Annotated in this window: 28 protein-coding genes; 13 read left to right on the top strand and 15 right to left on the bottom strand. The window is 68.3% G+C overall.

Annotated features, from left to right (window positions below; translation table 11 throughout):
• Positions 1-120 precede the first annotated feature (120 nt).
• The 5 genes from E3D03_RS13090 (at position 121) to E3D03_RS13110 (ending at position 4,315) form a co-directional block, all read left to right on the top strand.
• The gene (locus E3D03_RS13090; protein WP_263567304.1) at positions 121-348 is read left to right on the top strand and encodes a hypothetical protein; all 228 of its coding nucleotides are present in this window, start codon (positions 121-123) and stop codon (positions 346-348) included.
• A 1-nt stretch (position 349) separates the two neighbouring features.
• The gene (dtd, locus tag E3D03_RS13095; protein ID WP_062560773.1) at positions 350-799 is read left to right on the top strand and encodes a D-aminoacyl-tRNA deacylase; all 450 of its coding nucleotides are present in this window, start codon (positions 350-352) and stop codon (positions 797-799) included.
• A gap of 218 nt (positions 800-1,017) precedes the next feature.
• Positions 1,018-2,469, top strand: coding sequence for a DEAD/DEAH box helicase (locus E3D03_RS13100; RefSeq protein WP_263567305.1), 1,452 nt, complete (start codon positions 1,018-1,020; stop codon positions 2,467-2,469).
• Positions 2,470-2,553: 84 nt separating this feature from the next.
• Entirely contained in the window at positions 2,554-3,120 is a 567-nt protein-coding gene (locus E3D03_RS13105) for a thymidine kinase (RefSeq protein ID WP_263567306.1), read from the top strand.
• 4 nt (positions 3,121-3,124) lie between these two features.
• On the top strand, positions 3,125-4,315 hold the full coding sequence (locus tag E3D03_RS13110; protein WP_263567307.1) for a cytochrome b/b6 domain-containing protein: 1,191 nt from the start codon (positions 3,125-3,127) through the stop codon (positions 4,313-4,315).
• Positions 4,316-4,380: 65 nt separating this feature from the next.
• On the opposite strand, the gene ndk is transcribed toward E3D03_RS13110, so the two are convergent.
• Complete coding sequence (gene ndk, locus E3D03_RS13115) at positions 4,381-4,803, bottom strand: nucleoside-diphosphate kinase (protein WP_263567308.1); 423 nt, start codon at positions 4,801-4,803, stop codon at positions 4,381-4,383.
• A 126-nt stretch (positions 4,804-4,929) separates the two neighbouring features.
• Here ndk and E3D03_RS13120 point away from each other — a divergent pair, with 126 nt between their 5' ends.
• From E3D03_RS13120 to E3D03_RS13135, 4 genes are all read left to right on the top strand, one after another.
• Positions 4,930-6,777: an ABC-F family ATP-binding cassette domain-containing protein gene (locus E3D03_RS13120; protein WP_263567309.1), complete on the top strand. Its 1,848-nt coding sequence runs from the start codon at positions 4,930-4,932 to the stop codon at positions 6,775-6,777.
• Positions 6,778-6,879: 102 nt separating this feature from the next.
• Complete coding sequence (locus E3D03_RS13125) at positions 6,880-7,614, top strand: MipA/OmpV family protein (protein ID WP_062560777.1); 735 nt, start codon at positions 6,880-6,882, stop codon at positions 7,612-7,614.
• A gap of 65 nt (positions 7,615-7,679) precedes the next feature.
• Entirely contained in the window at positions 7,680-8,039 is a 360-nt protein-coding gene (locus E3D03_RS13130; RefSeq protein ID WP_062560778.1) for an SUF system Fe-S cluster assembly protein, read from the top strand.
• Positions 8,036-8,584 carry a sugar O-acetyltransferase gene (locus E3D03_RS13135; protein WP_253879854.1) on the top strand — a complete coding sequence of 183 codons (549 nt, stop codon included), beginning with the start codon at positions 8,036-8,038 and terminating at the stop codon, positions 8,582-8,584. The genes E3D03_RS13130 and E3D03_RS13135 overlap by 4 nt, the downstream gene beginning before the upstream one ends.
• Here the strand turns inward: E3D03_RS13135 and E3D03_RS13140 are convergent.
• Positions 8,581-9,141, bottom strand: a complete 561-nt coding sequence (locus tag E3D03_RS13140; protein WP_082724717.1) for a histidine phosphatase family protein — start codon at positions 9,139-9,141, stop codon at positions 8,581-8,583. The two genes, E3D03_RS13135 and E3D03_RS13140, sit on opposite strands and share 4 nt — an antisense overlap.
• Positions 9,141-10,001, bottom strand: coding sequence for an oxygen-dependent coproporphyrinogen oxidase (gene hemF / locus E3D03_RS13145; RefSeq protein WP_062560780.1), 861 nt, complete (start codon positions 9,999-10,001; stop codon positions 9,141-9,143). Before hemF ends, E3D03_RS13140 begins: the two co-directional genes overlap by 1 nt.
• Before the next feature lie 79 nt (positions 10,002-10,080).
• Here hemF and E3D03_RS13150 point away from each other — a divergent pair, with 79 nt between their 5' ends.
• Positions 10,081-10,497 (top strand): hypothetical protein, encoded by a 417-nt coding sequence (locus tag E3D03_RS13150; protein WP_062562218.1) that lies wholly within the window; start codon positions 10,081-10,083, stop codon positions 10,495-10,497.
• 10 nt (positions 10,498-10,507) lie between these two features.
• On the opposite strand, the gene E3D03_RS13155 is transcribed toward E3D03_RS13150, so the two are convergent.
• Genes E3D03_RS13155 through clpS form a run of 3 tightly spaced genes read right to left on the bottom strand, consistent with a single transcriptional unit; the run spans position 10,508 to position 12,657 of the window.
• Positions 10,508-11,317 carry an SDR family NAD(P)-dependent oxidoreductase gene (locus E3D03_RS13155; RefSeq protein ID WP_263567310.1) on the bottom strand — a complete coding sequence of 270 codons (810 nt, stop codon included), beginning with the start codon at positions 11,315-11,317 and terminating at the stop codon, positions 10,508-10,510.
• Positions 11,314-12,336 carry a class I SAM-dependent methyltransferase gene (locus tag E3D03_RS13160; protein ID WP_263567311.1) on the bottom strand — a complete coding sequence of 341 codons (1,023 nt, stop codon included), beginning with the start codon at positions 12,334-12,336 and terminating at the stop codon, positions 11,314-11,316. Before E3D03_RS13160 ends, E3D03_RS13155 begins: the two co-directional genes overlap by 4 nt.
• 3 nt (positions 12,337-12,339) lie before the next feature.
• The gene (clpS, locus tag E3D03_RS13165; RefSeq protein WP_062560783.1) at positions 12,340-12,657 is read right to left on the bottom strand and encodes an ATP-dependent Clp protease adapter ClpS; all 318 of its coding nucleotides are present in this window, start codon (positions 12,655-12,657) and stop codon (positions 12,340-12,342) included.
• A gap of 308 nt (positions 12,658-12,965) precedes the next feature.
• Between clpS and E3D03_RS13170 the strand changes: the two genes are divergently transcribed.
• Complete coding sequence (locus E3D03_RS13170; RefSeq protein ID WP_411969824.1) at positions 12,966-14,606, top strand: serine hydrolase; 1,641 nt, start codon at positions 12,966-12,968, stop codon at positions 14,604-14,606.
• Between the two features lie 670 nt (positions 14,607-15,276).
• Here E3D03_RS13170 and ccoS read toward each other — a convergent pair.
• The 8 genes from ccoS to ccoN form a co-directional block, all read right to left on the bottom strand.
• On the bottom strand, positions 15,277-15,435 hold the full coding sequence (ccoS, locus tag E3D03_RS13175) for a cbb3-type cytochrome oxidase assembly protein CcoS (protein WP_017998038.1): 159 nt from the start codon (positions 15,433-15,435) through the stop codon (positions 15,277-15,279).
• Between the two features lie 11 nt (positions 15,436-15,446).
• Complete coding sequence (locus tag E3D03_RS13180; protein WP_263567313.1) at positions 15,447-17,645, bottom strand: heavy metal translocating P-type ATPase; 2,199 nt, start codon at positions 17,643-17,645, stop codon at positions 15,447-15,449.
• A 1-nt stretch (position 17,646) separates the two neighbouring features.
• Complete coding sequence (locus E3D03_RS13185) at positions 17,647-18,111, bottom strand: FixH family protein (RefSeq protein ID WP_263567314.1); 465 nt, start codon at positions 18,109-18,111, stop codon at positions 17,647-17,649.
• Positions 18,111-19,568 (bottom strand): cytochrome c oxidase accessory protein CcoG, encoded by a 1,458-nt coding sequence (gene ccoG, locus E3D03_RS13190; protein WP_062560787.1) that lies wholly within the window; start codon positions 19,566-19,568, stop codon positions 18,111-18,113. The genes E3D03_RS13185 and ccoG overlap by 1 nt, the downstream gene beginning before the upstream one ends.
• A gap of 286 nt (positions 19,569-19,854) precedes the next feature.
• A complete protein-coding gene (gene ccoP / locus E3D03_RS13195) occupies positions 19,855-20,892 on the bottom strand; it encodes a cytochrome-c oxidase, cbb3-type subunit III (protein ID WP_263567315.1) in 1,038 nt (345 codons plus the stop codon).
• The gene (locus E3D03_RS13200) at positions 20,892-21,080 is read right to left on the bottom strand and encodes a CcoQ/FixQ family Cbb3-type cytochrome c oxidase assembly chaperone (protein WP_017998043.1); all 189 of its coding nucleotides are present in this window, start codon (positions 21,078-21,080) and stop codon (positions 20,892-20,894) included. The genes ccoP and E3D03_RS13200 overlap by 1 nt, the downstream gene beginning before the upstream one ends.
• Before the next feature lie 8 nt (positions 21,081-21,088).
• The gene (gene ccoO / locus E3D03_RS13205; RefSeq protein WP_062560788.1) at positions 21,089-21,814 is read right to left on the bottom strand and encodes a cytochrome-c oxidase, cbb3-type subunit II; all 726 of its coding nucleotides are present in this window, start codon (positions 21,812-21,814) and stop codon (positions 21,089-21,091) included.
• Positions 21,815-21,823: 9 nt separating this feature from the next.
• Positions 21,824-23,443, bottom strand: coding sequence for a cytochrome-c oxidase, cbb3-type subunit I (gene ccoN / locus E3D03_RS13210; RefSeq protein ID WP_062560789.1), 1,620 nt, complete (start codon positions 23,441-23,443; stop codon positions 21,824-21,826).
• 251 nt (positions 23,444-23,694) lie between these two features.
• Between ccoN and E3D03_RS13215 the strand changes: the two genes are divergently transcribed.
• Positions 23,695-24,528, top strand: a complete 834-nt coding sequence (locus tag E3D03_RS13215; RefSeq protein ID WP_263567316.1) for a universal stress protein — start codon at positions 23,695-23,697, stop codon at positions 24,526-24,528.
• A 38-nt stretch (positions 24,529-24,566) separates the two neighbouring features.
• Here the strand turns inward: E3D03_RS13215 and fnrL are convergent, their stop codons facing one another.
• Positions 24,567-25,316: a transcriptional regulator FnrL gene (gene fnrL, locus E3D03_RS13220; protein ID WP_026155095.1), complete on the bottom strand. Its 750-nt coding sequence runs from the start codon at positions 25,314-25,316 to the stop codon at positions 24,567-24,569.
• Positions 25,317-25,366: 50 nt separating this feature from the next.
• Here fnrL and hemN point away from each other — a divergent pair, with 50 nt between their 5' ends.
• A complete protein-coding gene (hemN, locus tag E3D03_RS13225; protein ID WP_263567317.1) occupies positions 25,367-26,719 on the top strand; it encodes an oxygen-independent coproporphyrinogen III oxidase in 1,353 nt (450 codons plus the stop codon).
• The last annotated feature ends 57 nt before the right edge of the window (positions 26,720-26,776 follow it).

A 26,776-nucleotide genomic window follows, 5' to 3' on the forward strand; every position in this document is an offset into this window, starting at 1 on the left:
GCCGCGATGCCATAGGCGTTGTCGTCCTGCATGATCCGCTCCTTGTTTTGCCGCCGGGTCTAGGCGGTCTTGCGGGCGGGTGCAATCGCCGCTAGGCCGTGCCGGCAAACGGAGGGCGCGATGACGATCTGGGACGGGCTGATCTGGGGCGGAACCGGGCTGACGGCCCTGGGGCTGGTGGCGCTGGCCTGGTGCATCCTGACCGCCGCGCGGGCCAAGGCGCGGGTCACCGACGATGCGCAGATGCGGGCCGTGATGCGCAAGGTCGTGGTGGTGAACATGGCAGCGCTGGCGGCATCGGTCTTTGGCCTGATGTTCGTGGTGCTGGGCATCATGCTGGGCCGCTGAGATGCGCGCCCTGGTCCAGCGCGTCAGCCGCGCCGAAGTCACCGTCGAGGGCCGCAGCATCGGCCGCATCGGCCCCGGGCTGATGGTCCTGGTCTGCGCCATGCAGGGCGACCCCGAGGACGCGCCCGCGAAGCTGGCCGCCCGCATCGCCAAGCTGCGCATCTTCCGCGACGAGGCGGGCAAGATGAACCGCTCGGTCACCGACATCGGCGGCGCGGTGCTGGTGGTGAGCCAGTTCACCCTGGCCGCCGACACCCGCACCGGCAACCGCCCGGGATTCTCCAGCGCCGAGGCGCCGGCGCGGGGCGAGGCGCTGTACCTGGCCTTTGCGCAAGCCCTGCGCGACCTGGGCCTGCCGGTCCAGACCGGCGCGTTCGGCGCGGACATGGCGGTGTCGCTGGTCAATGACGGGCCGGTGACGATCTGGATGGATTCCACCGACCGCACTTGACTTTTCGTGCAAAACCCCTCATCTGCACCAAGTTGCCGCCCGCTGCCGCGTGAGCAGCGACGCCCTTGCGCGTCAGGTCGGCCACATTTTCCGGTTTCCCATTCACGCGGGGAGGCTTGCGGGCATAGCGTATCGCGCCCGCCCCTCGCAACCAGCCGCACGCGATGCGGCCCCTTGTCATGCGTGCCGATACGCGGCCCGCATGGCCGAAAGATGACATGACGCAAGATACCACCCGCCCGAACCGTTCGGGCAAGCCGCGCCAGAATGCCTCGGGCCAGCCCCGCGGCGACGCTCACCCCCGCGGCGAGCGTGGCGGCAAGCCCGGATTCCGCGGCGGCAATGCCAAGCCGACCACCAACCACCGCCGCCACCGCGACGAGCCCGAGGAGAAGTTCATCCGCCGGGCGATTCCCGATATCGACACGCCCTTCACCCGCATGGGCATCGACGCCCGCGTGGCGGTGAACCTGCCGCCGATGGGCATCGACGCGCCCTCGCCGATCCAGGAGAAGGCCATCCCCGGCATCGTCGAGGGCCGCGACCTGCTCGGTCTGGCCCAGACCGGCACCGGCAAGACGGCGGCCTTCGGCCTGCCGATGCTGACGCGGCTGCTGAACATCGGTCGCAAGCCCGAGCCCCGGACCTGCCGCGCACTGATCCTGGCGCCGACCCGCGAGCTGGCGACCCAGATCGCTGCGAACATCGACGCCTATGCCGCCGGCACCGCCATCCGGCAGTTCCGCGTCGTCGGCGGCGCCTCGATCAACACCCAGACCATGCGCATGGAGCGCGGCGTCGACGTGCTGATCGCCACGCCCGGCCGGCTGATCGACCTGATCGAGCGCGGCGCGGTCGATCTGTCGCAGACCAAGTATCTGGTGCTGGACGAGGCCGACCAGATGCTGGACATCGGCTTCATCCACGCGCTGCGCCGCATCGCCAAGATGCTGCCGCGCGAGCGCCAGACGCTGCTGTTCTCGGCCACCATGCCGAAGCTGATGGAAGAGCTGGCCGACAGCTATCTGACCGATCCGCTGAAGGTCGCCGTGAACCCTCCGGGCCAGGCGGCCGCCAAGATCGCGCAGGGCGTGCATTTCGTGAACCAGGGCGACAAGGCGACGCTGCTGGCCGAATATCTGGCCAAGCACCGCGAGGAACTGGCCATCGTCTTCGGCCGCACCAAGCACGGCTCGGAAAAGTTGTCGAAGCTGCTGGAGAAATGGGGCTACAAGGTCGCCGCCATTCACGGCAACAAGAGCCAGGGCCAGCGCGAGCGCGCCTTGTCCGGCTTCCGCGCCGGCGAGACCAAGGTGCTGGTCGCGACCGACGTCGCGGCGCGCGGGCTCGACATCCCCGAGGTGGCGCATGTCTATAACTACGACCTGCCCAACGTGCCCGAGAACTACGTCCACCGCATCGGCCGCACCGCGCGCGCCGGCCGCGACGGCCGCGCCATCGCCTTCTGCGCCCCGGCCGAGGTCGGCGAATTGCGCGCCATCGAGAAGGCCATGAAGGCGCCGATCCCTGTGGTCGGCGGCGAGGTGCCCTTCGAGGCGGCCAAGATCCGCGAACGCGGCGGTCCGGCCGGCCGCGGCGGCCCCGCGGGCCAGCAGCCGGCGCGCAAGCGCCCGGCCCGCCGCCCCTCGCGCGCGCCGAAATCGGCCTGAGCCGCGCCTGACCCCGCGCAAACGTGAGCCGCCGCCTGTGGGCGGCGGCTTGCCCGCATCGGGCCCTCGCGGCTATCTGCCGACATGGCCAAGCTTTATTTCCATTACTCGACGATGAATGCCGGCAAGAGCACGCTGTTGCTGCAGGCGTCCTATAACTATCGCGAGCGTGGCATGCAGACGCTGCTGCTGACCGCCGCGCTGGACGACCGCGCCGGGCCAGGCCAGATCGCCAGCCGCATCGGCATCGCCGAGCCCGCCACCACCTTCACCCCGGAGACCGACCTGTTCGCCCTGATCGCCGATGCGGGTCCCTGCGCCTGTGTCTTCGTCGACGAGGCGCAGTTCCTGACCGAGATCCAGGTCTGGCAGCTGGCGCGCGTCGCCGACGACCTGGGCCTGCCGGTGATGTGCTATGGGTTGCGCGTCGATTTCCGGGGCAATCTGTTTCCGGGCTCGGCCGCGCTTCTGGCCTGGGCGGACGACCTGCGCGAGGTGCGCACCATCTGCCATTGCGGCCGCAAGGCCACCATGGTGGTGCGGCAGGATGAAGAAGGCCGCGCGCTGCATGACGGCGCGCAGGTCCAGATCGGGGGGAATGAAACCTATGTCTCGCTGTGCCGCCGGCACTGGCGCGAAATGATGGAGTGACCGCATGCAAGCCAGCAACACGCCCCGCGCCTATGGCTGGGTGGCCCGCTTTTTCCACTGGACCATCGCCGTCCTGATCCTGGCCGCCATCGGCTTGGGGCTTTATGCCGGCAGCCTGCCGACGGGCGCGCAGGACCAGATGCAGGCGGTGTTCCGGGCCTTCTCGATCCACAAGACCGTCGGCGTGGCCGTGCTGGTCCTGGCGCTGCTGCGCATCCTGTGGACCCTGACGCAGCGGAAGCCGCGCCCGCTGCATCCCGGCCGGCGGCTGGAAAGTTTCGTCGCCGAGGCGGTGCATTGGGCGCTGTGGATCGGCATGGTCATCATGCCGCTGACCGGCTGGCTGCTGCACTCGGCGGCGCCGGGCGGGTTTTCCCGCATCCTGTGGCCGCTGGGCCAGCGCCTGCCCGGTGTGCCCGAGGATGCCGCCCTGGCCGAGCGTTTCGCGCACTTTCACGAGACCGGCTGGTGGGTGCTGGCAGGGCTGATCCTGCTGCATGTCGCGGGCGCCGTGAAACATGCGCTGATCGACCGCGACGGCACCATGAGCCGCATGGCCGGCCATCCCGACCGCGCGCCCGAGCCGCCGCCGGCCCGTCCCGCCCTGCTGTCGCATCTGCTGGCGGCGCTGGCCGCGCTGGCGATCTGGGGCGCGACGGCAGTCCTGGCGGTGCCTGGCGCCGACGAGGATGCCGTAGCGCCCGCCGTGACGGCGCCCGTCGCCTCGGGCTGGGCGGTCGAGCAAGGGACGCTCGCCATCGAGGTCGTGCAGGCGGGCAGCCCGATCTCGGGCCGGTTCGGCGCATGGGATGCGGCGATCGACTATGATCCCGAAGAGCAGGCCGGGCATGTGACGGTCAACATCGACATTGCCTCGCTGGAGCTGGGCTCGGTCAGCGACAGCGCCAAGGGGCCGGATTTCCTGAACGCCCCCGCGCATCCGACCGCGACATTCGATGCCGATATCCTGGCAGAGGGCGCGGGTCCTGTCGCGCGCGGCACGCTGACCATCGCCGGGAAATCCGTGCCGGCGGAACTGCCCTTCGACCTGGTGATCGCGGGCGATACGGCGACGGCCAAGGGCCGGATGCAGGTGGACCGGCGCGATTTCGGCGTGGGCAGCGGCTATGCCGACGAAAGCACCGTGGGATTTGCGGTCGGGATCAGCTTCGATCTGACGGCGAAGCGGCAGTAGGAAGAAAGGGCCGCCTCGATGGGCGGCCCTTTCGTTTCGGGTATTTACGGAGCAAAGAAGCCGGATCAGCCGACCAGTTCGAGGCCCGAGAAGAAGAAGGCGATCTCGCGCGCGGCGGCTTCCGGGCTGTCCGAGCCGTGCACCGAGTTCTCACCGACCGAGAGGGCGAATTCCTTGCGGATGGTGCCCTCGTCGGCATTGGCCGGGTTGGTCGCGCCCATGACTTCGCGGTTCTTCAGGATGGCGCCTTCGCCCTCCAGCACCTGCACCACGACCGGTTCCGAGGTCATGAATTCGGTCAGCTCGCTGTAGAAGGGGCGTTCCTTGTGCTCGGCATAGAACTGGCCGGCTTGCGCGAGCGTCAGCTGGATGCGCTTCTGCGCCACGATGCGCAGGCCGGCTTCCTCGAACTTGGCATTGATCTTGCCGGTCAGGTTGCGCTTGGTGGCGTCGGGTTTGATGATCGAAAGCGTGCGTTCGGTCGCCATTGGGGTCGTCCTTTTCCTGATCCGGGCGGGATGGCCCGGAATTGCGCGCCCCGTTAACATGCAGCGCGGCGCTTGAAAAGCGGGCGCAGGATTGACGGCCGCGCGCGCTTCGTCCATGCGGGGGCCATGCTGCGCATCGACGACATCTCCTATTCCATCGCCGGCCGGCCGCTGTTCGAGCAGGCCAGCGCCACTATTCCCGACGGCCACAAGGTCGGTCTCGTGGGGCCGAACGGCGCCGGCAAGACCACGCTCTTCAAGCTGATCCGGGGCGAGTTGGGCCTTGACGGCGGCGCGATCACCCTGCCCGCCCGCGCCCGCATCGGCGGCGTCGCGCAAGAGGCGCCGGGCACCGCGACAAGCGTGCTGGAAACGGTGCTGGCCGCCGACGAGGAGCGCGCCGCCCTGCTGGCGGAATCCACGAGTGCGACCGACGCGCACCGGATCGCCGAGATCCAGACCCGTCTGGCCGATATCGACGCCTGGTCGGCCGAGGCCCGCGCCGCCACCATCCTGCGCGGCCTGGGCTTCTCGATCGAGGACCAGGCCCGGCCGACCAGCGACTATTCCGGCGGCTGGCGCATGCGGGTGGCGCTGGCGGGGGTGCTGTTCTCGCAGCCCGACCTGCTGTTGCTGGACGAGCCGACGAACTATCTGGACCTGGAAGGCGCGCTATGGCTGGAAAGCTATCTGCAGCGCTATCCGCATACCGTCATCGTCATCAGCCATGATCGCGACCTGCTCAATCGCGCCGTGGGCCATATCCTGCATCTCGAGGACCGCAAGCTGGTGCTTTACAGCGGCGGCTATGACACCTTTGCCCGCACCCGCGCCGAAAAGCGCGCCCTGCAAGCGGCCGAAGCGAAGAAGCAGGAGGCGCGGCGCGCGCATCTGCAAAGTTTCGTCGACCGTTTCCGCGCTAAGGCCAGCAAGGCCGTGCAGGCGCAGGCCCGCATCAAGATGCTGGCGAAGATGGAGCCGATCACCGCCCCGGAAGAGGCCAAGTTCCACCGCTTCAGCTTTCCGCAGCCCGACCAGTTGTCGCCGCCCATCGTTTCGCTGGACGGGGTCTCGGTCGGCTATGGCGACCGGGTGGTGCTGCATCGGCTGGCCCTGCGCATCGACCAGGACGACCGCATCGCGCTGCTGGGCCGCAACGGCCAGGGCAAGTCGACCCTGTCGAAGCTGCTCGCCGGTCGGCTGGAGCCGATGGAGGGGCGGATCAACCGCTCGGGCAAGCTGCGCATCGGCTATTTCGCCCAGCACCAGGTCGATGAGCTGGAACTGGACGAGACGCCCCTGGCCCATGTCCGCCGCCTGCGCCCGGACGAGACGCCGCCCCGGCTGCGGGCGCGGCTGGCCGGCTTCGGCCTGATGGAGGCGCAGGCCGAGACCAAGGTGCGGCAGCTGTCGGGCGGGCAGAAGGCGCGGCTGTCGCTGCTGCTCGCGACCATCGACGCGCCGCATCTGCTGATCCTGGACGAACCGACCAACCACCTGGACATCGAAAGCCGCGAGGCGCTGACCGAGGCGCTGAACGACTATACCGGCGCCGTGGTGCTGGTCAGCCACGACATGCACCTGTTGAACCTGGTGGCCGAGCGGCTGTGGCTGGTCGATCAGGGCGGGGTCGCGCCCTGGCAGGGCGACCTGGACGATTACCGCAAGATGCTGCTCTCGGGCGAGGACAAGCCCGCCGCGAAACCCGAGCCGAAGCCCACGGCGAAACGCCCCTCGCGCGACCAGGTGCTGGAACTGCGCGCCGAGGCCCGCCGCGCCGAGGAGCGGGTCGAGAAGCTGACCGCCATGCTGGAAAAGCTCGACGCCATCATGGCCGACCCGGCCACCTATGACGACGCGCAGAAGGCCGAGGCCTTTGGCCGCAAGCATGCCGAGGCCAGCGAGGCGATGACCCGCGCCGAGGGGCTGTGGATGGAGGCGCTGGAACGGCTCGAGGACGCGCTGCGCGCCTGAAAGCCACACATCACGGCTTTTCGTCCGGCAAGCCGCAGCGCGGGCTTGCCCCGGGAAGCGGTTTCGCCCAATGCCTTCGGGCAAGTTGACAAGGATTCGCCCATGACCCGCCTGATCGCGCTCGCCCTGCTCTCTGCCACCGCGCTGGGAACCCCGGCCATGGCGCAATCGCTGGCCGGGCGCAGCTTTTCCTTCGATGCCGGGCTGGGGGTGAAATACAGCCCGGAATACATGGGCTCGGACAACCTGGACGCCTCGCCCTGGTTCATCCTGAAGAATGCCGATGCCGACCGCGACAAGCCGGACGGATTCTCGTTCCTGCCGTCGCTGAACTATATCGGCAAGCGCGATGCCAGCGACTATCCCGACCTGCACGGCATGTCCGACGTGGGCATCGCCGGCGAGGCGGGGCTCAAGGTTTCCTATCGCATGGGCGACATGACCAGCTACGGCGCCATCCGCAAGGGCTTCGGCGGCCACCATGGCGTGGTGGGTGAACTGGGCGCGAAATACCGCATGGAATACAACGACCGGCTGACGCTGTGGACCGGGGCCGAGCTGGGCCTGGGCAGCGACGATTTCACCGATACCTATTTCGGCGTCACCGGAAGCGAATCGATCTCCAGCGGCCATCGCGCCTATGATCCCGAGGGCGGCGCCTATATCGCCCGGCTCAGCGTCGAGGCGCGCTATGAATTCATGCCCGACACCGCGCTGATGGGCCGGCTGACCTATGGCCGCCTGCTAGGCGATGCCAGCGATTCGCCGCTGGTGCAACAGCGCAACCAGCCCTCGGTCAGCATCGGCGTGGCGCGGCGGCTGAACTTCCGCTTCTAGAGCCGGGCTGGACCCTGCGGAAAGCACGCCCTATATAAGCGCCAGGCTTTCACAGGACGGGCGCAATGACCGACGAAACCCTCAAGGAAGGCGATCCGCTGATCGCGCCCTCGACAACCGAGCATCCGCTGTATGACAGCGTGGTCGAGGCCTGCAAGACGGTCTACGACCCCGAGATTCCGGTGAACATCTTCGACCTGGGCTTGATCTATACCATCGCCATCGACGACGAGAACGCCGTGCGCATCGTCATGACACTGACCGCGCCGGGCTGCCCGGTCGCGGGCGAGATGCCGGGCTGGGTCGCCGATGCCGTCGAGGCTATCCCGGGCGTGCGGCAGGTCGATGTCGAGATGACCTTCCAGCCGCAATGGGGCATGGACATGATGTCCGACGAGGCCCGGCTGGAGCTGGGGTTCATTTGAGCGCGCTCGCGGATATGCTGGCCGGGCGCGCCTATGATCCCGGCGACGGCGAGCTGGTCGCCATGCGCAAGACGGCCCAGGGGCTGATGCGCGAATACAATGCCACCATCATCGGCGACAAGACCCGCGCCCGCACGCTGTCGCAGCTGTTGGGCAGCTGGAACGGCGCCGTGGTGCGCGCGCCCTTTCACGTCGATTACGGCAAGCACATTCACTTCGGCGAAGGCTGTTTCGTGAATTACGGCTGCTTTTTCATGGACATCTGCGAGATTCGCATCGGCGCGCGCTGCCAGTTCGGCACCGCGGTCCAGCTTTTGACCGAGGACCGGCCGCGCGATGCTGCCCGCCGGGCCGCCGGCGAGGAATGGGGCAAGCCGATCACCATCGGCGACGATGTCTGGATCGGCGGCGGCGCCATCGTGCTGCCCGGCATCACCATCGGCGACGGCGCCATCGTCGGCGCGGGTTCGGTGGTGACGCGCGACGTTCCCGCCGGCGCCACCGTGGTCGGCAACCCGGCCCGTCCCCTGCCCGCCCGCAGCTAAAGAAACATCCGGTGTCGCCCTTGGCTGACCAGATGCACGGCGCCTTGCAGAACCGGCATCTCGGCCAGCCGCGACAGCGGCAGGCCCATCGCCTCAAGCCGCAGCATGCGCAGGGTCACGCCATGGGTGACGATCAGCGCCGGGCCCGACAGTTCGCGCAGAAAGGCCCGCACCCGAGCCTGGAGCCCGGCGAAATGCTCGCCTCCCGGCGCGCGGTCATACCAGTCCAGCGCGCCGCCCGCGAACAGCGCTGGATGCTCGGCCCGCAGCGCCTCGCCCGTGCGGCCGGTGAAATGGCCGATGTCGATTTCGTGCAGTCGGGTGTCGCTTAGAAAATCCGCGCCGGCGAAGACGATGCACGCGGTCTGCTGCGCGCGCCCGGCCGTGCTGGCATAGCGGGCAAGTCCGGTCAGGTCGCGCAAAAGCCAGGCCTGCCGCCGCGCCTGCGCGACGCCCAGCGGCGTCAACGCCGAATCCAGCCGCCCCTGCATGCGGCCTTCGGCGTTCCATTCCGTCTGCCCGTGCCGCATCAGGTAGAGGTCGGGCAGATCCGGCATCAGACCCATTTCGCCAGCGGCGGCAGGCTCATCAGCACGGCCTCGGGGTCGTGGCCGGTGGCCAGGCCGAATTTGGTGCCGCGGTCATAGACCAGATTGTATTCGGCATAGAGACCGCGGTGGATCAGCTGCGCGTCCCTGTCGGCCTCGCCCCAGGGCTGGGCCATGCGCTTTTCGGCGAGCGGCAGGAAGGCGGGCAGGAAGGCCTCGCCCACCGCCTTGGTAAAGGCGAAATCGGCCTGCCAGTCGCCGGTGTTGAGATCGTCGTAGAAGATGCCGCCGACGCCCCGTGCCCGGCCACGATGCGGGACAAAGAAATACTCGTCCGCCCAGGCCTTGAAGCGGTCGTAGTAATCGGCGCCGTGCGGCGCGCAGGCCGTGCGCAGCGTGTCGTGGAAATGCGCCGTATCCTCGGCGACTTCCAGGCAAGGGTTCAGGTCGGCACCGCCGCCGAACCACCAGGCGCCCGGCGTCCAGAACATGCGCGTGTTCATGTGTACGGCCGGCGCATGCGGGTTCTGCATATGCGCGACCAGGCTGATGCCCGAGGCCCAGAAACGCGGGTCCGCCTCGATCCCCGGCACGCCGCGCGCGGCCATGGCCTGGCGCGCAGCGGGCAGCAATTCGCCATGCACCGCCGACCAGTTGACGCCGACCTTCTCGAAGACCCGGCCGCCGCGCATCACCGACATCAGCCCGCCGCCGCCGTCTTCGCCGCGCCGGGTCTCGCGCACCTTGAAGCGGCCGGGCGGGGCGCTGCCGGGACCGCGATCCTCGAGCCCCTCGAAAGCGGCGACGATGCGGTCGCGCAGGCTGCGAAACCAGGCCGCGGCTTCCTGACGTTCTTGGCTCATCTCCATGGCTTGTCCCTGCATTCGTGAATTGCCCTGCCGAAATCGCAGGCCTATGCTTTCCGACAAACAACTAGAGATCCCCGCCATGACCCGCAACATCCTGCTTGCCCTGATGCCTGTCCTGGTCGTCGCAGCCTGCGGCACCCCGCAGGAACAATGCATCAGCCGCAACACGCGGGAATACCGCACGGTCTCGAACCTGCTGGCCGAGGTCGAGGCGAACCTGGCGCGCGGCTATGCCTGGGAAGAGCGCACGGTGAGCCGCACCGAATGGGACGATTGCCCCTATGTCATCCGCGACAAGGACGGCAATGCGCGCATCGTCAACCGCACTTGCATGCGCGAGGTCGCCGATACCGAGCGCTATCGCGTGCCGATCGACCCGGCGGCCGAGGAACGCAAGCGCGACAACCTCGCCGCCCGCAAGCAGGCGCTGACGCCGAATGCGGCCGCCGCGGTCAAGGCCTGCAAGGCCGCCTATCCCGAGGAAGACAAGTCCTGATAGGCGCGGCTCAATAGACGCCGGGCGCCAGCGGATCGCCCAGGCTGCGCCCGCCATCGACGCGCAGGATCTGCCCGGTGATGAAGCCCGAGGCCTCGCTGGCCAGGAATTGCACGGTGCCGGCCAGTTCGTCCGCGCCGGCGATGCGGCCCAGGGGCGTCGCCGCAATCATGCGGTCGCGCAGGCCGGGATCCTCGCGCAGCTTCAGCTGCATGTTGTTCGACATGATGCTGGCGAAGGCCACGCCATTCACGCGGATGCGCTGCGGCGCAAGCGCCGCGGCCAGTGAGCGTGTCGCCTGCGCCTGCGCGGCGCTGGCGATGGAATAGGCCAGCATCTGCGGCTGCGGCCAGTCGGCGGCCAGCGAGGTCACGTTGACGATGGCGCCGCTTTGCAAGGGCGGGGTGTCGCTGTGCTCGACCTGGGCCAGCATGCGCTTGGCGACCATCTGCGACAGCCGCAGGCCCGAGATCATGTTCTGGCGCAGCATCTCGGCCAGCATGTCCTCGCTGACCGCCAGCGGATCGCAGCCCTGCACCATGCGATGGGCGTTGACCAGGATGTCCACGCGGTCGAAGGCGTCGATGGTGGCCGAGACCAGGTTGGCCAGCGTCAGCTTCTGGCCCAGGTCGCCGGCAAAGGCACGGATCGGCCCTTCGGCCGCCGCATCGGCGCCCAGCTCGGTTTCCAGCGCCGCCTCGTCGCTGTCGGCGAACATGACATTGGCGCCGACCGCGGCGAAATGCCGGGCGATGGCCAGGCCGATGCCGCGCGCGGCGCCGGTGACGATGGCGGTCTTGCCCTGGATCGACAGGCTCATCTTCTGTGTCCCTTCGGCTGGCCGCGCCCGGCAGCACCGCCGCGACGCGCGCCGGTGGCGGTCAGGATCTTGAAGCGCGCATCGCCGCCCAGTTCGGCCACGTCGGCAAAGCTGTCCCTCAGCACCTGCTCATAGGGCAGGTGCCGGTTCGCCACCATCCACAGCCGCCCCGCCCCGGTCAGCAGCCCGGCGGCGGCGCGGATGAAGCCGGCGCCGATGCGCGGGTCGGCCGCGCGGCCGTCGTGAAAGGGCGGGTTCATGATCACGCCGTTCACCGGCTCGGGCAGGTGGAAGTCCAGCGCATCGGCCCAGTGGAACTGGGCGCGCGGGTCGGTCACGTTGCGACGCGCGCAATCCAGCGCGGTGGCATCGGCCTCGACCAGATGCAGCGTGCCGACGCCGGGATGGGTCAGGATCTGTGCCGAGAGCCAGCCCCAGCCCGCGCCCAGATCGGCAATCCGGCTCGGCAGTTTCTCCGGCAGGGCCGCCGCCAGCGCCTGCGAGGCCGGGTCCGGCCCGTCGGCCGAGAACACCCCCGGCCGCGTCACCATGCCGGGCGCGGCCTGGTGATCCTGCGCCGCCCAGTCCTCGGGCAGCCAGCCCGGCTCGGGCAGCGTCACGCGAAAGATCTTGCCATGGCCGCGCGATTCGATCCCGTCGACCGGGGCAAGGCCGCGCATCTCTTTCAGCACGGCGTCGATGCCATCGGTCTTTTGCCCGTCGATCCACAGCGCGGCGCCGGGTGACAGCCGCGAGGCCGCCTCGGCGATGCGGGCGCGCGCCTCGGCCCGGGCGCGCGGCAGAAACACCACCGCCGCGTCGAAGGAACCCGAGGCCGCGGTTACGACATCGAAACCCCGCGCCTTCAGCGCCTGGTGGTCGGGAAAGAACCCCTGCACGGCCTGCGTGCGCGCGGCGTCGAAAGGGGAAAGGTCCGTGTCGGCGCCGGCACCCAGCAACAACAGGCGACCCTCGGGCGGCTCACCGCCAAAGACAAGTTCCAGCCGTGATCCAGCCAATTTCTACTCTTTTTCCATGGTGCATTGCAGCGGATGCTGCTGACGGCGGGCAAGTTCCATCACCTGCGCCACCTTGGTTTCCGCGATCTCGTGCGAGAACACGCCGACCACCGCCACCCCCTTGCGATGCACGGTCAGCATGATCTCGATCGCCTGGCCGTGGGTCATGCTGAACAGCCGCTCGAGCACATGGACGACGAATTCCATCGGCGTGAAATCGTCGTTCAGCAGCAACACCTTGTACATCGGCGGCCGTTTCGTGCGGGGGCGGGTCTTGACCCCCAGCTCGACCTCGTCGCGGTCTCCGGGTGAGTTGGTCATCTGCGGTCTGGTCACGAGGCTTGCAACAGGATGGGAACGGTTCTGCGACCGAATATAGGCACTTTCCCCCCGGTTGGTAAGCCCCGCCCTGGGGGCGCCGCCGCAAGGGGCATGCAACCGCCGGCAGATTGCGCGCTACGGCCCCAAACTTACGGTTTCCGTGCGCAGGAATGCGTGTTATTGTCACTTTATTAATGAAGGGCCCGCATAATGAACGGGCCCTCAGAGGCAGAAAGACCGGGACCGTGAGCAGAATCAGCAAGAATGTCCGCTTGGGACTGATGATCCTATTGGCATGGGCCATGCCCATGGCCGTGGCAGCGGCGCCTTTCGCGGCCTTCGTCATGGATGCGCGCACGGGGCAGGAAATCTATTCGCAGAACGCCGACACGCGGCTGCACCCCGCCTCGCTGACCAAGATGATGACGCTTTACCTGGCCTTCAACGCCATCGAGCGCGGCCAGGTGCGGCTGGACAGCAAGTTCCTGGTGTCGAGCCATGCCGCCTCGCAGCCGCCGTCGCGGCTGGGGCTGAAGCCGGGGCAGCGGATCGAGCTGCGCTATCTGATCCGCGCCGCGGCAGTGAAATCCGCCAATGACGCCGCCACCGTGATCGGCGAAGGCCTGGCGGGCTCCGAAGCGCAATTCGCCGCGCAGATGACGCAGATGGCGCGCGCGCTCGGCATGCGCAACTCGAATTTCCGCAACGCCAACGGGTTGACGACCGAGGGGCATTATTCCACCGCCCGCGACATGTCGATCCTGGGCCGGCGGCTGTTCTACGATTTCCCGCAATATTACTCGATCTTCTCGCGCCGCTCGGCGGATGCCGGCATCGCCACGGTGTCGAGCACCAACCGCCGTTTCCTCGACAGCTACGAGGGCGCGGACGGGATCAAGACCGGCTATACCCGCGCGGCGGGGTTCAACCTGACCGCCTCGGCCAAGCGCGGCTCCAAGCGCATCGTGGCGACGGTGCTGGGCGGCAATTCGACCGCGCATCGCAACGCGGTGATGGCGCAGCTGCTGGATGCCGGTTTCGGAAAGGCCCCCACCCGTGTGCGTGAGGTAAAGCCCGCCCCGCCGCAGCTCGTGGCCGAGAAGAAGGTGCGCCGCACGGTGCAGGTCGCGACCGTGGTGCCGACGAGCCCCGGCGCCGCCGCATCCTCGGTGCAGCTCTCGGCCTCGGACCGGCCGGTGGCGCGGGCTTCGACCGCGGCGGTGGTGACCCCGGCGGCGATCTCGGCGGCGGTGTCGCGCGCCCAGGCCAGGGCCGGTTCGCGCGCCACGGGCGATGCCGGCACGCTGGCCGCCAGCGCCCGGCCGAACCGCAAGCCCGGCGCGGGCCCGGTCGCCAATGCCGCCGTCGATCCGGAGGTGCTGGCCCGGGCCGCCCGCCCCGCGGCGCGCCCGGAAGAAGGCGACGCCTCTGAAGCGATGGCCGAGCCGGTGCAAAGCCAGCCGGCCGCGAACCGGATCGACGCGGTCCGCCCTGCCCCGGCGCCGCGCGGCGACCGGTCGGCCAGCTTGGCGCCGGCTGATACGGCCGGCTCCGCCTCGCTGTTCGTGCAAAGCACCGCGCCGCAGCCGGAAAGCCTGGCGCTGCTGGCCTCGCCTGCGCCCGAGCGGCGTTCGGAAACCATCATCCTGGCCTCGCTGGAGCCTGAGGAAGCCGTGCCCGAGGCGACCGAGATCGTCTCGCGCGGGACCGGCGGCGGCAAGGGCTGGGGCGTGACCCTGGGCCTGTTTCGCTCGCAGCGCGAGGCAGAACAGTTGCTGTTGAAGACGGCGTTGCAGGAAAGCGCCGCGCTGGGCAGCGCGGTCAGCCGCGTCGCCAATACCAAGCGCGGCTTCGAGGCGAATTTCGTCGGCATGGCGAAAGAGACCGCCGAACTGGCCTGTGACCGCCTGGCCGCGCGGCAGCAGGACTGCACGGTGGTTGGTCCCTGATTGCCGGGATCGACCGCGGGGCCGATGAACTCTGATCCGCATGAGCGCTGCAAAGTCCCGGTCGAGAGGCCGGGATTTGTCTTTCGAGCGCCTTGGCTTGCTTCGGGCACTTTGCTTGGTCGCCGGACTTAGGTAGCTTCAGCAGGGCTTCGGCTTGCGCACCCGCATTTCCTGGACTTGCTTGGTCACAAGACTTCGGCAGCGTCAGCAGGCTGCTGAAAATGGCAGAGCTTGGGCCGGCAACCGGGAAATTGACTCGATTCGACCAGAAATGCCCATTCCCAAGCCGAGCCTGACCGAGTCCAGACGATTACCCTTTCCGGCAGCTGACAGGGACGGCATGCGGTCCTGGGCCTCTGACGCTGCGCTTCCTGACCGGCATGGCGGCAGGCGGCAGGCAGCCGGTCGATTACGCGATGGCGGTTCGGCATAAGACGCGCCTTATGCTACGCCACGGGCTGACTGAAGGGAGACCGCCCAAAGCATGATGGTGCGAAACGGCGAACCGTCTACGTGCAACGCGCGCCTTGCGTGCCGCGATCATCCGAGAGGGCGATTTGCCCGGGTTGGCTCTGCGAAAAGGTAACGCTTTCAGAAAGGAGAGACGCCCGGGGCTCTGCGGTCGGTTGTCCGGCCCTACCCCGCTGCGCCGATACCCCCGCTTTTCGGCTCAGGGTTTCGGATGATCGTCCCATTCCTGGCTGAGGATCCGCTCGGCATCGCCCTTGGGATCCTCGTATTGCCGGCCGCGCAGGGCCCAGACGAAGGCCAGAAGGCCCAGCGTGCCCAGGCCCAGGGAAACCGGAATCAGGATGCTGAGAACTTCCATGGCAACTCTCCCTAGCGCAGCCGCAAGGCGTTCAGCGTCACGCTGATCGAACTCAGCGACATGGCCAGCGCCGCCATCAGCGGCGTCGCGAGACCCGCGATGGCAAAGGGCACCGCGACGACATTATAGCCCAGCGAAATCGCGAAATTCTCCTTGATCCGCGAACGCGCACGGCGGGCGACGTCCAGCGCCTCGGCCACCGGGGCAAGATCGCTGCCCATCAGCACGATGTCCGAGGCGGTGCGCGCCGCATCCAGCGCCGAGGCGGGCGAGATCGAGACATGCGCCTCGGCCAGCGCGGCGGTATCATTGAGCCCATCGCCGACCATCAGCACATGCCGCCCTTCACTGCCCAAGCCGCGGACGGTCTCGGCCTTGTCGAGCGGCGTCACCCCGGCGCGCCATTCGGCGATGCCGAGCCGCGCCGCCAGATCCTCGACCACCGGCGCCGCATCACCCGAAAGCAGCAGCACGCGCTGCCGCCGCGCCAGCAGCCGGGCGACGCAGGCCTCGGCGCCCGGGCGCAGCCGGTCGGAAAACTCCAGCCGGATCGGAGCGCCCTGCCCCAGGTCCAGCCAGCTGGCCGAAAGTCGCGCTTCGCCATGGCTGGCGCCCAGCCAGTCGGCGCGGCCCAGCCGAACCTCGCGGCCCTGCCAGCGCCCGGCGATACCGTAACCCGGCACCTCGCGCAGGTCGTCCAGGGCCGCCGGCTGCGTGCCCGCCTCGGCCAGCGCCTGGGCCAGGGCCTGCGACAGCGGGTGGCCCGACCCTTGGGCCAGGGCCAAGGCCAGCGGCCGGGCCTCGGCCGGGATCGGCGCCAGCGACACCAGCTGCGGCACGCCCATGGTCAGCGTCCCGGTCTTGTCGAAGACCACGCAATCGACATCGGCCAGCCGCTCCAGCGCCGTGCCGTCCTTGATCAGCATGCCGCGCCGGAACAGCCGCCCCGAGGCCGCGGTGATCACCGCCGGCACCGCCAGGCCCAGGGCGCAGGGGCAGGTGATGATCAGCACCGCCGCGGCGACGTTCACCGCCAGCCGCAGGTCATGCGTGGCCAGATACCAGCCGAGGAAGCTGCAGAAGGCCATCAGATGCACCAGCGGCGAATAAAGCCGCGAGGCCCGGTCGGCGAGGCCGGTGTAATGCCCGCGCGCCGATTCCGCCGCCGCGACCAGCGCCGTCAGCCGCGAGAGCGAGCTGTCGCGCCCGGCCGCCGTCACGCGCAGGACCAGGGGCCCGGTCAGGTTCACCTCGCCTGCCGACAGCGCCATGCCCGGCGCGGCCGCGACCGGGATGCTTTCCCCGGTCAGAAGCGCGCGGTCGATCTCGCTGCGGCCTTCGGTGATCTCGCCATCGGCGGGCACGCGGGCGCCCGGGCGGATGCGGATCAGGTCGCCCGGCACCAGCTCGGCCACCGGCACCGGCTCCTCCCCCGCCGCGGTCAGGCGAAAGGCGCGCGGCACCTCGAGCGCGGTCAGCTCCTCGGCGGCGGAACGCGCCACGGCGCGGGTACGATAGTCCAGGTAGCGGCCGATCAGCAGGAAGAAGCACAGCATCACCGCCGCGTCGAAATAGGCGTGATGGCCGGAATGCACCGTCTCATAGACCGAGATCGCCGAGGCCAGCACCAGCGCCAGCGAGATCGGCACGTCCATGCCCAGCCGGCCGTGCCGCAAGGCCCGCCAGGCGCTGGCAAAGAACGGCTGGCCGGCAAAGGCCACCGTCGGCAGGGCGATGGCGCCCGAGATCCAGTGGAACAGGTCGCGGGTGGCAGCGTCGGCCCCCGACCAGACCGCGACGGACAGGATCATGATGTTCATCATCGCGAAACCCGAGACGCCGATGCGCATCAGGATGTCGCGGCCCTGCCGGTCGGCGGCGCTGGCCGACAGCGCGGCAGGGTCGAGTTCATGCGCCTCGTAGCCGATGGATTCGACGACCGGGATCAGCTCGGCGGCGGCCATGCCCGGGGCGTCCACCGTCACCCGACGCAGGGTCAGGTTCACCCGCGCCGCGCGCACGCCGGGATGGCGGGCCAGCACCCGCTCGACATCGGTGATGCAGGTCGCGCAATGGATGGTCGGCAGCGACAGGATCACATCGGCCTGCCCGCCCCGCGCATCGGCCAGGCGCTGCGCCAGGGGCGCCGCGTCGCAGGCCGGGCAGGCCGAGAGCCGCAGTTCATGATCGTGCAGGGTGGCGTCGGACATCTCAGTTCACCCGGTTGCCGTGGTAGTGGTCGATGCGCTGGCGAAACACCGTGCCGTCGGGCGCCGTCGCCACCAGGTGGATGTTCCACAGCCCCGGCGCCAGATGCAACGGCGCGCGGAACAGCCCGCCGGAATAGGTGAAGGCCGGGTGCTGGTCCTCGCGCACATGGGTCGGGCGGCCGATGGTCACGTCCAGCGTCCGGACCGGGGCCGGATTGCCTTGGGCGTCGCGGATCACCAGCACCAGCTCGCGCCCGTCGTAATCGGGCGTCGCGGTCCAGTCCAGCGCCTGCTGGGCCGCGCGCTCGCGGTCGAAGGACTGCGAGGCGACATAGCTGTTCTTGACCTCGAGTCCCGGGAAGGTCCCGACCGCCTTGACGGCCATGAAGACATTGACCGCGATGATGGTGCCGAAGGCCGCGAGGGTAATCAGCAGCACATGCCGGCCGGTCAGTTCGCGCGCCATCATTCGCTCCTTCCGTGAAAGACCGTGTCGATGCTGGCCCTGACGCCATCGGTGGCATCCTCGACCCAAAGCGTCAACTCCGCCTGTCCGCCCTCGGCCAGGGCCGAGCCCTTTTCGGCGGTGATATAGACGCGCTGGGTCTGGGTGCTGTCGGCCGCGACGCTGACCCGGCCATCGGGCTGGCCCTCCAGCGTGACCTGGGTGCCCGCCGGCGCGCTGCCGCCGGGGCCGGCGACGGACAGGGTGAAGTCATGCGCCTCGGCCTGCTTGTTGCGCAGCCGCAGCGCATAGGTATTGCGGATCGCGCCATCGGCCATGGTGACATAGAGCGGATTGCGCACCGGCGTCACGTTGAGGTCGAGCGGCGAGCGCATGAACAGCGCCGCGACCAGCGCCACGCCGATCCCGGCCCAGAGCGTGAAATACAGGATCGTGCGCGGGCGCAGGATGTGCTTCATCAGCGGCTTCGGCTGGCCGCCGGCGCGCTCGGCGGTCTCGTCGCGCAGCGCCATGTAGTCGATCAGCCCGCGCGGCTTGCCGATCTTGTCCATCACGTCGTCGCAGGCGTCGATGCACAAGGCGCAGGTGATGCATTCCATCTGCTGCCCGTCGCGGATGTCGATGCCCATCGGGCAGACGTTGACGCAGGCCATGCAGTCGATGCAATCGCCCTTGGTGCCGCCGTCCGAGCGGGTCAGCTCGCCCTTGTGGATCTTGCCGCGTTCCTCGCCGCGCCAGTCGCGATAGGCGACGGTCAGCGTGTCCTCGTCCATCATCGCGGCTTGGATGCGCGGCCAGGGGCAGGCATAGATGCAGATCTGTTCGCGGGCGAAGCCGCCGAACAGGAAGGTCGTCGCGGTCATGGTCGCGATGGTGATATAGGCCACCGGATGCGCCTGGCCGGTCAGCAGGTTGCCCAGAAGCGTCGGCGCGTCGGTGAAATAGAACACCCAGGCGCCGCCGGTCAGCGCCGCGATCACCAGCCAGATGGTCCATTTCGACAGCCGCAGCCGCAGTTTCCTGGCGCTCCAGGGCTCATTCCACAGCCGGACGCGGGCGTTGCGGTCGCCCTCGATCCAGCGCTCGGTCAGGATGAACAGGTCGGTCCAGACCGTCTGCGGACAGGCATAGCCGCACCAGACCCGCCCCAGCGCCGAGGTGAACAGAAAGAGCCCCAGCCCCGCCATGACCAGCAGGCCCGCGACGAAATAGAATTCATGCGGCCAGATCTCGATCCAGAAGAAATAGAAGCGGCGGTTTGCCAGATCGACCAGCACTGCCTGGTCCGGCAGGCTGGGGCCGCGGTCCCAGCGGATCCAGGGCGTGAGGTAATAGATCCCCAGCGTCACCGCCATGATGACCCATTTCAGGTTGCGAAAGGTGCCTTGCACCCGGCGCGGAAAGATCGGCTCGCGGGCGGCATAGAGACGTGGCGGGTCGATGTCGGATTGCGACATGATTGGCTCCTGTTGCGCGTGGCTTGGGTATAGGCCCTGGCCGCGGGGGCGCTTTGATCTGCGTCAAGCGCGGGGCTGGGCGACTTATACACAGGCCGGGCAGCGGCCGGCATGGGCCGCATTGTCGCATCATGGCCACGGACATGCGCGAAGGCGACTTGCGCCGCCCCCGGGGATTCGCGTTTGATAAAAACACCGGCCCCCCTGGAAACGCGCGAACAGGACGGGGGGCCGGTGCCTCCGGGGCCGGTTGCCCGGCCACGGATTCGGGGTGCTTGTCTGGGCGCTATTCGCCGCCGCCCAGACCGTGCACATAGGATGCGACGGCGCGGATATCCGCCTCGGACAGCCGGCCGTTCCAGGCCGGCATGACGCCGAAGGGACCGTCGTGGACGATGCGGGTGATCGTCGCCGGGTCCGAACCATAGAGCCAGACCGCGTCGGTCAGGTCCGGCGCGCCCTGCGCCCGGTCGCCCTTGCCGTCCTCGGCATGGCAGGCAGTGCAGTTGTCAGCGAAGACCGCCGCGCCCTCGGCCGCGAGGTCTGCGTCATGCGGCTGCCCGCCCAGTTCCAGCACATAGTTCACCACCTGGGCGATCTGGCTGTTGTCCAGCAATTCGTCGGTGCCGAATTTCGGCATTTCGGAATAGCGGGTCTCCTCGTCCTTGGGATCGCGGATGCCGTGCTGGACGGTGGTGTGGATGTCGTCCAGCGTGCCGCCCCACAGCCAGTCGTTGTCCAAGAGCGTCGGATAGCCCGGATTGCCGCCCGCGCCCGAGCCGTGGCACTGCGCGCACCAGGTGCGGAAGATCGCGGCCCCGGCATTGGCGGAATAGTTCGCAAGCTCCGGATCGGCGGCGACCTGGTCCAGCGGCGTCTCGACCAGCTTGGCCTGGATCGGAGCGTTGGCGTCGTTGAAGCGCTGGATCTCGGCCGCGACATCGCTGCGATAGGTGGTGCCCAGCACGCCCTGGGTCGAACCCGACAGCAGCGGGATGGCCGGATAGGCCACGACATAGGCCAGGCCCCAGACGATGGTGGCATAGAAGGACCACAGCCACCAGCGCGGCAGCGGGTTGTCGTATTCCTCGATCCCGTCCCAGCTATGGCCGGTCGAGGGCACCTCGACCACCTTGCGCACGCCCTTGCGGTCGCGCACCACGCGGGTGCTGCCGACCGGGCGGTGCAGCGGCCGGCCGTCGGGTCCCACGGGCGGATGCGCGGCGATCTGCGCCTTGTTCTCCTGGTCCGCGGCCATGCGTTCCAGCTCGATCCGGTTGTCGGGGTTCTGGGGGCTGGTGTGCTCGTCGTCGGTGTCGGCCATCACTCGACCTCCTTCTCGCCCGCCGTGGCGGGACTCGTCTCGTTACGGAAAATGCTTTCCGCGGCATCGCGGTGCAGCCGGCGCGAGCCGGGCCTGAGGACGAAGGCGATCGCCCCCAGGAAGAACAGCACCAGGGACAGCAGCACCCAGCTGTCGGCCAGTTCGCGCAGGAAGGAATAGATCTCCATGGCGGGCCTCAGCGGTTCGGGTCGGGCTCGAAGGTCGAGAAGTCGACCATCGTGCCCAGCACCTGCAGATAGGCGATCAGGGCGTCCATTTCCGACACGCCGGCGCGGCGGTCGTAGTTGCGCTGCAATGCGCCCGGATAGCGCTCTTCCAGCCCCGAGGCATCCGCGTCGGGATCGGCCTGGGCGCGGAAATCGGCGGCGGCATTCGTCACCATCTCCTCGCTGTAGGGCACACCGACCAGCGCGTCGGTCTTCAGCCGGTCCTGCATGTTCGAGGCGTCGATGATCCGGTCATGCAGGAAGCCGTATTTCGGCATGATCGATTCCGGCACCACCGCCTGCGGATTGGTCAGGTGGTCGATGTGCCATTCGTCCGAATAGCGCCCGCCCACCCGGGCCAGGTCCGGCCCGGTGCGTTTCGACCCCCATTGGAATGGATGGTCATACATCGACTCGGCCGCCAGGCTGTAGTGGCCATAGCGTTCGACCTCGTCGCGCATCGGGCGGATCATCTGGCTATGGCAGACATAGCAGCCCTCGCGGACATAGATGTCGCGGCCCTTCAGCTCCAGGGGCGTATAGGGCCGCATGCCCGTCACCGTCTCGATGGTGTTCTGCAGATAGAACAGCGGCGCGATCTCGACGATGCCGCCGATGGTGACGACCAGGAAGGAAAAGACCAGCAGCAGCGTGGCGTTCTTTTCCAGAACCTTGTGTTTTTCAAGGATTGCCATGATGCGCCCTTACTCTGCCGGAACCGCGACGGCGGTGGTTGCGGTCTTGGGTTGCCTGGCGACGGTGGCCCACAGGTTGTAGCACATGATCAGCGCGCCGCTGAGATAGAGCACACCCCCCAGGCCACGCACCACGTTCATCGGGAACTTGGCGGCCACGGTGTCGGCGAAGGCGTTGACCAGGAAGCCCTGGGCGTCGACCTCGCGCCACATCAGCCCTTCCATGATGCCCGAGACCCACATCGAGGCGGCGTAGAGCACCAGGCCGATGGTGGCGAGCCAGAAGTGCCAGCTGACCAGCGCGGTGGAATACAGCCGCTCGCGGCCCCAGAGACGCGGCGTCAGGTAGTAGAGCGCGCCGAAGGTGATCATGCCGTTCCAGCCCAGGGCGCCGGAATGCACGTGGCCGATGGTCCAGTCGGTATAGTGCGACAGCGAGTTCACCGCCTTGATCGACATCATCGGCCCTTCAAAGGTCGCCATGCCGTAGAAGCCGACGGCCACCACCATCATGCGGATGATCGGATCGGTGCGCAGCTTGTCCCAGGCGCCCGAGAGCGTCATCAGCCCGTTGATCATGCCACCCCACGAGGGCATCCACAGGATGATCGAGAACACCATGCCCAGCGTCGAGGCCCAGTCGGGCAGCGCGGTATAGTGCAGGTGGTGCGGACCGGCCCAGATATAGAGGAAGATCAGCGCCCAGAAGTGGATGATGGACAGCTTGTAGCTGTAGACGGGACGCTCGGCCTGTTTGGGGATGAAGTAATACATCATGCCCAGGAAGCCGGCGGTCAGGAAGAAGCCCACGGCGTTGTGGCCATACCACCATTGCACCATGCCGTCCTGCACGCCCGAGAACACCTGCACCGATTTCGAGCCCAGGAAGCTGACCGGCACCGACAGGTTGTTGACGATATGCAGCATGGCGATGGTGACGATGAAGGACAGGTAGAACCAGTTCGCCACGTAGATATGCGGTTCCTTGCGCTTCAGGATCGTGCCCAGGAACACCGCGAGATAGACGACCCAGACCAGCGTCAGCCACCAGTCGACATACCATTCCGGCTCGGCGTATTCCTTGGACTGGGTGGCGCCCAGGATATAGCCGGTCGCGGCCAGGACGATGAACAGGTTGTAGCCCCAGAACACGAACCAGGCGGCATTGCCGCCCCAGAGCCGCGCCGCCGAGGTGCGCTGCACCACGTAGAACGAGGTCGCGATCAGCGCGTTGCCGCCAAAGGCGAAGATCACCGCGCTGGTATGCAGCGGCCGCAGCTTGCCGAAGTTCGTGTAGCCCATGGTGAAGTCGCTGAGGTTCAGCGCCGGGAAGGCCAGCTGGAAGGCGATGACCACGCCGACCAGGAAGCCGACCACGCCCCAGAATGCGGTGGCGACGACCCCGGCCCGGACCACGCCGTCCAGGTATTCGTTTTCCGGGTGCGGGTCGAGCAGCGGCTGCTCGTTGCCCATCTGGCGCAGCACCCGCATGAACATGAACCCGGCTGCCAGCATCACGATCAGCGCGTTCACCAGATAGGCGGGATCATCGGGTCGCGCGTAATTGGCGGCGAGGGCGGCCAGAACCGCGATCACCCCCAGCGCGATCAGCTTGATGGTATCCAACATGACTTTCCTGTCCTTCATCCTTTGCCGGCGGCCGCGAATCACCCGCGCATGCGCTGGAATTTCGGCCTCGACACCCACCTTCTACAGGCGCACGGTTTCGTTACACTTTGATCTGCATCAATCGTTTCGTTCGCAAGGGGTGTAAAATCGTCCCCTGACCGGACAGGATGGCCACGCCAGCGCCGGCCAGGCCCTTGATTCCCTTCCGGGAAGCCGGCGCCCGGGACCAAATGCCAAAAAGGAGACTGCCCATGGGATACAAGACCATCCTGACCGTCCTGACCGAGACCGGCCAGCACGAGCAACTGGACGCGGCGCTTGCCATGACCCGGCGCGAGGATGCGCATCTCGACGTCTTCTGCATGGGCGTCGACCACACGCAAAGCGGCTATTACTATGCCGGCGCCTCGGCCTATGTGTTCCAGGAATCCATCGACAAGGCCATGGCCGCCGCCAGCGACCTGGAGCAGAAGGTGCGCGAGCGGCTGAACGCCGAGGACGTGCGCTGGTCGGTCGATTCCGCCGTCGCCCAGGTCGGCGGCATGTCCACGCTGGTCGGCATGCGGGCGCGCTATTCCGATCTGGTGGTGCTGAACCGGCCCTATGGCCCCGGCGCGACCCCCGATGCAGAGGCGATCACCGAGGCGGCGCTGTTCGAGGGCTCGGCCCCGGTGCTGATCGTGCCGCACCAGCTGACCGAGCCCTTCGGCAAGCGCATCGTCATCGCCTGGAACCAGTCGAACGAGGCCCTGGCCGCCGTGCGCCGCGCCCTGCCGCTGCTGATCGCCGCCGAATGCGTCGAGATCACCGTGATCGACCCCTCGCCCAACGGCCCCGAACGCTCGGACCCCGGCGGGGCGCTGTGCCAGATGCTGACCCGCCACGGCGTGCGGGCCGAGATCTCGGTGCTGGCGCGCACCCTGCCCCAGGTCAGCGACATCCTGAACCGGCGCGTGACCGAGATCGGCGCCGACATGCTGGTCATGGGGGCCTATGGCCATTCGCGCTTCCGCCAGGCGATCCTGGGCGGCGCGACGCGCAACATGCTGGAAAAGGCCGAGGTGCCGGTGCTGATGGCGCGCTGACGGGGCCGGCCGGCGGGGGCTTGGCCCCCGCTTTGCCCTCAGCTCAGCGGACCGCCGTCCGAATCGTCGCCGCTTTCCAGGACCAGGCGCTGGAACGAGGGCACGATGACCCGGCGCTTGCCGTCAAGCTCGATCACCCCCTCGCGCTTCAGGGCGCTCATCTGCCGGCTGACGGTCTCCAGCGTCAGCCCCAGGTAATCGGCCATGGCCTCGCGGGTCAGCGGCAGTTCGATGGCGATGCGCCCCTCGGGCCGGCGCTTGATCAGCGCCGCCTCGCGCCGCGCCAGGATCACCAGCAGCGAGGCGATCTTCTCGCGCGCCGACTTGCGGCCCAGCAGCAAGAGCCAGTCGCGGGCGGCGTCAAGCTCGTCCAGCGTCATCTCCAGCAGCCGGCCGGCGATGCGCGGAATGTCGATCAGCAGCTTTTCGAAGGGCTTGCGGCGAAAGCAGCACAAGAGCAGGTCGCTGGTCGCGGTCACGGTGTAGGCCGCGACGTCGCGCCCTGGCCGGCCCAGGAAATCGCTGGGCAGCAGAAGCCCGACCATCTGCGTGCGGCCATCCTCGAGCTGCTGGGTCAGCCCGGCCATGCCGGACACTACGGAACCCACGAAATCCAGCCGGTCGCCGGCCCAGACCACGACCTGCCCGGCCTCGAAGCGGCGATAGTATTTCATGCTCTCCAGCTCGGAAAGCTCGTCGCCGCCGCAATGCGAACATACTGCCCGTTCCTTGATCGGGCAGATGTGGCAGGGCTGCTGCGTCGCAACAAGGGCGGCGTCGTGTGGCATGTTGATCTGGGTCAATGTCCTGGCGCGTGTTCTGCTGCAAGGATAGCGTCATGACACAGCAATCGCAACTTGAACGCCTGGGACTGTTTGACGCGCGGGTTCCGCGCTATACCAGCTACCCCACGGCACCCCATTTCACCCCCGCCGTGAACGGGGCCGAATTCGGCCGCTGGCTGGATGCGATTCCCGAAGGCGCGGCGATCTCGCTCTACATGCATGTGCCGTTCTGCCGGCGGCTGTGCTGGTTCTGCGCCTGCCGCACCCAGGGCACGCAGTCGGATGCGCCGGTGCGCGCCTATGTCCAGGCGCTGCTGACCGAGCTCGAGACGCTGCGCGCCGCGCTGCCTCGCGGCGTGCGGCTGTCGCGGCTGCATTGGGGCGGCGGCACGCCGACGCTGATGCAGCCCGACATGATGCGCGACCTGGCCCAGGCCGTCCGCGACGCCTTCCCGCTGGCCGAGGGCGCCGAGTTCTCGGTCGAGATCGACCCGAACGAAATCGACGAGCCCCGCATGGACGCCCTGGCCGAATCGGGCCTGACCCGGGCCTCGATCGGGGTGCAGGACTTCGACCCCGAGATCCAGCGCATCATCGGCCGCGAGCAGAGCTTCGAGCTGACCAAGCGCGCCGTGGACATGATCCGCGACCGCGGCGTCGCCAGCCTGAATGCCGACATCCTCTATGGCCTGCCCGAGCAGGATCCGCGCCGCATCGCCGAATCGGTGCAGAAACTTCTGGCGCTGTCGCCGGACCGGGTGGCGCTCTACGGCTATGCGCATGTGCCCTGGATGGCCAAGCGCCAGGTGATGATCCCCTCGGAATCGCTGCCGGACCCGCATGGCCGGCTCAAGCTCTTCGAGACCGCCCGAGCGCTGTTCCTGGCCGACGGCTATGACGAGATCGGCATCGACCATTTCGCCCGCCCCGGCGACGGGCTGGCCACGGCGCAAAAGGCCGGGCTGCTGCGCCGCAACTTCCAGGGCTATACCGACGACCGGGCCGAGGTGCTGGTCGGGCTTGGCGCCTCGTCGATCTCGCGCTTTCCGCAGGGCTATGCCCAGAACGCGCCGGCGACCGGCGCCTATCTGGGCCATGTCCGCGCCGGCCGCTTCGCCACCACCCGCGGCCATGTCTTCAGCGCCGAGGACCGCTGGCGCGCCCGCATGATCGAGGCGCTGATGTGCGACTTCCGCATCGAAGCACAGGAATTCGCCGCCCACGGCTTCGACGCCGAAAGCCTCGCCCGCCTCTTCGCCCCGGTGGCCGAGCGTTTCGGCGAGATGGTCGAATGCGACGCGACCGGCCTCAGCATCACGCCCGAGGGCCGGCCGCTGACGCGGATGATCGCCCGCATGTTCGACGGCTACGACATGGCCGCCTCGGGCCATTCCGGCGCCATCTGAGGCCTCGGCTTCTTTGCTCTGCAAATACCCAAGCGGCCGCGCCACAAGCGCGGCCGC

This window comes from Paracoccus sp. DMF, from assembly GCF_004407025.1.
Classification (GTDB): Bacteria; Pseudomonadota; Alphaproteobacteria; order Rhodobacterales; family Rhodobacteraceae; genus Paracoccus; species Paracoccus aminovorans_B.